Below are 5,464 nucleotides of genomic sequence, written 5' to 3'. Positions count from 1 at the left end.
CCCTCCGTCAGCGCTGCGCGCTGCCACCTCCCCCAGCGGGGGAGGATTTTCGTCTTCCGGCCAACCGAGCGTGGCGAAGGGCCACATCGCGGAGGAGAACCATGTGTCGAGGACGTCTGGGTCCCGCCATAGACCTAGTTCGGCGTTAATGAAGGCATCCCTAGCCTCGTCGAAACTATCGACCTCAGTCAAACTGAAGCCGTCCGCTCGATTAAGGTCTAGCCCGATTTCCGTGTATCGCTTCTCCGCTAGCTTCAGCGCTTCTTCGTAAGTTTCCGCTACAAAGACTTCGGGCGCAGCACGAACCCTCTTCTGGGGATCGTCCAAATCTGGAAGTTCATCCAGCCAAGCAAAAGTGCCGTCCGCCTCAGACGCCTCATCTTGGCCAATTGGAGGCCCATACCACGCCGGAATACGATGCCCCCACCAAAGCTGGCGGCTAACGCACCAAGGCTGGATATTCTCCATCCAGTTGAAGAAGGTCTTCTCCCACGTCTTCGGCACGATCTCGATGTCGCCAGACCGCACCGCCGCAATCGCAGGCTGTGCCAAAGTCTCGGCATCGACATACCACTGGTCGGTCAGCCACGGTTCGATCACCACGCCGCCACGGTCGCCAAACGGCGTCTGGATCGTGCGCGGTTCGGCGTCGTGCAGAACCTCGTTGCCTTCCTTGTCCTTCGTGACGTGCGGGATCAGGAAGCCTGCTTCCTTCATCCGCTCGACCACCAGCTTGCGCGCATCGAAGCGGTCCATGCCGATGAACTCGGCGGGCACGAGGCCATCGGCGGTCTGCACCACCTTGGCTTCGGCATCGAACATGTTGAGCATGTCGGCGGCCTTGATCCCGGCGCGCTTGCCCACTTCGAAGTCGTTGAAATCGTGCCCCGGCGTGATCTTCACCGCGCCGCTGCCCAGTTCAGGGTCGGCGTGTTCGTCAGCCACCACCTTGAAGCGGCGCCCGGTCAGCGGTTGCAGGATGTCCTTGCCGATCACGCTCTTGTAGCGTTCATCCTCGGGATGCACCGCCACGCACATGTCGGCCAGCATCGTTTCGGGGCGCGTGGTCGCCACTTCGATGTAATCCAACCCGTCGTCGCGCGTCACACCATCCGCCAGCGGGTACTTGAAGTGCCAGAACCCGCCCTTGATCTCCTGCGTTTCCACTTCAAGGTCGGAAATCGCGGTCTTCAGCTTGGGGTCCCAGTTCACCAGCCGCTTGTCGCGATAGATCAGGCCCTGATTATAAAGGTCGACGAAGACCTTCACCACTGCCCTGGTGAAGTGCGGGTCCATCGTGAACTGCTCTCTGGACCAGTCCATCGAGCAGCCGAGGCGGCGCAGCTGGCCGGTGATCGTGCCGCCGCTTTCGTGCTTCCACTCCCACACCTTGTCCACGAACTGCTCGCGCGTGTAGTTGGTGCGCTTGTCCTGCCGCGCTTCCATCTGGCGTTCGACGACCATCTGCGTGGCGATGCCGGCGTGGTCGGTGCCCACCACCCACAGCGCATCCTTGCCGCGCAGGCGTTCATAGCGGATCACCACGTCCTGCAACGTGTTGTCGAGCGCGTGGCCGATATGCAGGCTGCCGGTAACGTTCGGCGGCGGATTGACGATGGTATAAGGCGCTGCGTCAGGCCGTTCGGGCCGGAACAGGCCGTTCGTTTCCCAATGGGCATACCATTTGGCTTCGATTCCGGCGGGTTCGAAAGTCTTGGCCAGCTCTGCAGAAGTCGTATCGTTCATGGCGCAGCGCCTTGCCATCCCGCGCGCCCGCCTGCAAGCATTGCGGGGAACCGTGGGAGACGTTCCAACGTTACGGCCCATGTGTTGCACTTGTCGCCTTGCCAGATTTACCCCATGAAGCGGGCAAGATGCGGGAACTGACCGAATTCAAGATTGCGCCCGCCACGGGGGAGGGGCCAGCAACGCTCGCGTTCAGCGGGCCGATGACCGTTGCCTCTTTGGGACGCACTGACTCGCGCCTGCGCGATCTGGGCGAATCCATCGGGGAAATAGACCTGTGTGGCGTGACGCGGATGGATACCGTCGGCGCATGGACCGTCTGGCGGCTTTCGCGCGATCACGATGCGAAGATCACCGGCTGCAGCGAATCCGCGCAAAAGCTGGTCGATGCGATCAGCAAGGCCGATACCAACGCCGAAGACGTGCGCGCGCCGCGCCTGCCGCTGCTGCGCCGGGTGCCCGACCACGTTGGCGATGTGATGATCGGGCTGGGCAAGGGCGCGCTGCAGGTGCTCGGCTTCATCGGGCAGGTCATCCAGTCGTCTGGCACGCTGATCCGCCATCCGGGCCGCTTCCGCATGAAAGCGCTGGTTCACCAGATGGAACTGGTGGGCGTCAACTCGCTCGCCATCATCGGATTGATGAGCTTCCTGGTCGGCATCGTCATCGCGCAACAGGGCGCGGTGCAGCTTCGCCAGTTCGGGGCGGAGATCTATACGGTCAACCTTGTCGGACGCCTCACCTTGCGTGAACTGGGCGTGTTGATGACGGCGATCATGGTCGCGGGCCGGTCCGGTTCGGCTTTCGCGGCGCAGCTTGGCACGATGAAGCTGACCGAAGAGGTCGATGCCATGCGGACTATCGGCGTTTCGCCAATGGAAGCGCTGGTCCTGCCGCGCCTTCTGGCAACGATGCTGATGATGCCGCTGCTGGGCTTCTATTCGGCGTTCATCGGGATTGTCGGCGGCGCGTTCCTCTCCAGCGTCACGCTGGGCATCCCGTTTTTCACGTTCCTTGCGCGCATTCAGGAAGTGGTGCCGCTGCATGACGTGTGGGTCGGCATTACCAAGGCCCCCGTGTTCGGCCTGATCGTGGCGCTGGCGGGCTGCTATCAGGGGATGCAGGTGAAGAACAATGCCGAGGAAGTCGGTACGCGCACCACGGCCGCCGTGGTCATGGCAATCTTCACCGTGATCGTGCTCGACGCTTTCTTTGCGGTGTTCTTCACCGAAATCGGTTGGGGCTGATGGAGCAGGCGAAATGCCCCATCCGCGTGCGCGGCCTGCGCAACGTGTTCGGCACCCACGTGATCCACGATGGTCTGGACCTTGATGTGCGCAAGGGGGAAATCCTTGGCGTCGTGGGCGGATCGGGCACGGGTAAATCGGTGCTGATGCGCACGATCATCGGGCTGCAGATTCCCGACGCGGGCGAAGTCGATGTGCTGGGCGATACAATCACCGACGCGCAGGACGATTCCGACATCGACATCCGCAGCCGCTGGGGCGTGCTGTTTCAGGGTGGCGCGCTGTTTTCCACGCTGACCGTGGCGGAAAACGTCGAAGTGCCCTTGCGCGAATTCTACCCCGAAATCAGCGACGATCTGCGCCACGAAATTGCGCGATACAAGGTGTTGCTGTCGGGCCTGCCTGCCGAAGCGACGAGCAAGTATCCGTCCGAACTTTCAGGCGGGATGAAGAAGCGCGCCGGTCTGGCCCGCGCGCTGGCGCTCGATCCCGAACTGCTGTTTCTGGATGAACCGACCGCCGGGCTTGATCCCATCGGTGCGGCCGCGTTCGACCAGTTGATCCTGCAATTGCAGCAGACGCTCGATCTTACGGTTTTCCTGATCACGCACGATCTCGATACGCTCTACGAGATCTGCGATCGCGTGGCCGTGCTGGCGGACAAGAAGGTTATCGCCGTGGGCACGATCCCCGAACTGCTCGCGCTCGATCATCCGTGGATTCAGGAATACTTCAACGGGCCGCGTGGCCGCGCGGCGCAGGATGCGCAAGAGCGGCACGATGCGGTGCAGAATCGCATCTCGGAAGACGCGCCTTCGCGGGCCGAAGCGGATGAGGCATAAGGACAGGCAATGGAAACGCGCGCAAACCACATCTGGGTAGGCCTCGTCACACTGGCCCTGCTGGCGGCCACCGCCCTGCTCACCGTCTGGATCGCCCGGCTCAACCAAGGCGAGTTGAACGAGTACGACATCTTCTTCAAGCAATCGGTCGACGGCCTTGCCAAGGGATCGGAAGTCTCGTTCTCCGGCGTGCCTTCGGGACAGGTGAAGGATATCGAACTGTGGGAGCGCGATCCTGAATTCGTGCGCGTGCGCATCGCGGTCGACAAGAAAGTGCCGATCCTCGTGGGGACGACCGCCAGCGTGCAAGGCAGCTTTACCGGCGTTTCCACGATCCAGCTTACCGGCGCGCACAAAGGCTCCCCGCCGATCGAATGCCCCAAGGAAAACAAGCGCCTGACCTGTCCTGAAGGCGTGCCCGTGATCCCCACCAAGCGTTCCGGCCTTGGCGAAATCCTGTCGAACGCGCCGCTCCTGCTCGAACGGCTTGCCACTTTGACCGAGCGGTTGACGATGGTGCTTTCTGACAAGAACCAGAAGTCGATCGAGAACATTCTGGCCAACACCGACAGGCTTTCGGGCAACCTTGCCGATGCCTCGCCCGATGTGAAGCGCACGCTGGCCGAACTTCAGGCAACGCTGCGTCAGGCGAACTATTCGCTGGCCGCGTTCGAGAAGCTGACGAACTCGGCAGATTCGATGCTCAATGACGAAGGCAACGGGCTGGCGCAGCAATTGCGCAAGACGCTGAAATCGGCGCAGGGCGCTGCGGACGAGCTGCAGGGCACTCTGGGCGAGGCGCGTCCCGCCGCCCGCCAGCTCAATGAACGCACGCTGCCCGCTGCCGAAGCTGCAATCCGCGATCTGCAAGCCACCACGCGCTCCTTGCGCGAAGTGACCGATCGCTTGAACGATCGCGGCATCGGCGGGTTCGTCGGTGGGCCGAAGCTGCCCGATTACAAGGATTGAGGAGGCGATGACTATGATCCGCAACACCCTGATCGCCGCCGCCTGTATCGCCAGCCTGTCCGGCTGCGTCAGCCTAGGCCCGAAAGTCCCCGACACACTTCTGGCGCTCACGCCCACCGCTGCGCCCGCCGTGGGCAGCGGCACCAGCGGCACGATCGGCAACGCGCTGGTGGTGATGGAGCCTTCCGCCGAAGCCCGCCTTTCGGTCACGCGCGTGCCGGTGCAGATCGACGATGCCAATATCGCCTATCTCAAGAAAACGATGTGGGTCGAACGTCCATCGCGCCTGTTCCAGCGCCTCCTGGCCGAAACCATCCGCGCGCGGGGCAGCCGTCTGGTGATTGAAGGTGAGCCGGGCGCGAGCAGCCAGCACCTGTCGGGCCGTCTGCTCGACATGGGCTATGATGCGCGCAGCCGGATGGCGGTCGTGCGGCTCGATGCCATCAAGGAGGCAGGCGGGCGGATCGAGACAAAGCGCTTCGAAAGCACCGTGCCGGTGGCAGAGGCCGAAGCGCAATATGTCGGCCCTGCGCTGAACGAGGCTGCCAACGCCGTGGCAAAGCAGGTGGCAGACTGGGTGGGGTAAAGCCCCTCAATTTCAGCGCCTTGCGCCCCCGCGCAGGCGGGGGCCTCAGTCGGTTTACATCGTCGTTCCGTAAC

At 62.8% G+C, this 5,464-nt stretch carries 5 protein-coding genes; 4 read left to right on the top strand and 1 reads right to left on the bottom strand.

The window, feature by feature from the left end; all coding sequences use genetic code 11:
- The coding region (locus ACOVQ0_RS19315) for a valine--tRNA ligase (RefSeq protein ID WP_421888419.1) at positions 1-1,746 on the bottom strand (1,746 nt) is incomplete at its 3' end.
- A gap of 128 nt (positions 1,747-1,874) precedes the next feature.
- Between ACOVQ0_RS19315 and ACOVQ0_RS19310 the strand changes: the two genes are divergently transcribed.
- Genes ACOVQ0_RS19310 through ACOVQ0_RS19295 form a run of 4 tightly spaced genes read left to right on the top strand, consistent with a single transcriptional unit; the run spans position 1,875 to position 5,390 of the window.
- Entirely contained in the window at positions 1,875-2,993 is a 1,119-nt protein-coding gene (locus ACOVQ0_RS19310) for an MlaE family lipid ABC transporter permease subunit (RefSeq protein ID WP_421888416.1), read from the top strand.
- Complete coding sequence (locus ACOVQ0_RS19305; protein WP_421888412.1) at positions 2,993-3,835, top strand: ABC transporter ATP-binding protein; 843 nt, start codon at positions 2,993-2,995, stop codon at positions 3,833-3,835. Before ACOVQ0_RS19310 ends, ACOVQ0_RS19305 begins: the two co-directional genes overlap by 1 nt.
- A gap of 9 nt (positions 3,836-3,844) precedes the next feature.
- Positions 3,845-4,804, top strand: coding sequence for an MlaD family protein (locus ACOVQ0_RS19300; protein WP_421888409.1), 960 nt, complete (start codon positions 3,845-3,847; stop codon positions 4,802-4,804).
- A gap of 13 nt (positions 4,805-4,817) precedes the next feature.
- Positions 4,818-5,390, top strand: coding sequence for an ABC-type transport auxiliary lipoprotein family protein (locus ACOVQ0_RS19295; protein ID WP_421888407.1), 573 nt, complete (start codon positions 4,818-4,820; stop codon positions 5,388-5,390).
- The last annotated feature ends 74 nt before the right edge of the window (positions 5,391-5,464 follow it).

This window comes from Novosphingobium sp. (assembly GCF_049240505.1).
Lineage (GTDB): Bacteria > Pseudomonadota > Alphaproteobacteria > Sphingomonadales > Sphingomonadaceae > Novosphingobium.
This window is presented reverse-complemented; position numbering and strand designations above follow the sequence as displayed.